The following is a 267-nucleotide window of genomic DNA, read 5'->3' as shown; positions in this document are numbered from 1 at the left end:
CCTCTGCGCGTCACGGTCCGGCGCTACCGGTGCGCCGCCTGCGCCCACGCCTGGCGCCAGGACACCACCGCCGCGGCAGAACCCAAGGCCAAGCTCTCCCGCCGTGCCTTGCGCTGGGCCCTGGAAGCTCTGGTCGTGCAGCACCTGACCGTCGCGCGGGACGCCGAGGCGTGGGACGTGCGGTGGAACACCGCCAACGACGCCGTGCCGGCCGAGGGCCAGCGGCTGCTCATCGACGACCCGGCCCGGTGCGTCGGGGTCACCGCG

At 75.7% G+C, this 267-nt stretch carries 1 pseudogene; it reads left to right on the top strand.

Annotation, left to right across the window (positions count from 1 at the left end):
* Positions 1–267, top strand: a pseudogene (locus KVS67_RS12070) (ISL3 family transposase); the annotation flags it as partial.

The organism is Micrococcus sp. GbtcB5, from assembly GCF_019091605.1.
Lineage (GTDB): Bacteria > Actinomycetota > Actinomycetes > Actinomycetales > Micrococcaceae > Micrococcus > Micrococcus luteus.
This window is presented reverse-complemented; position numbering and strand designations above follow the sequence as displayed.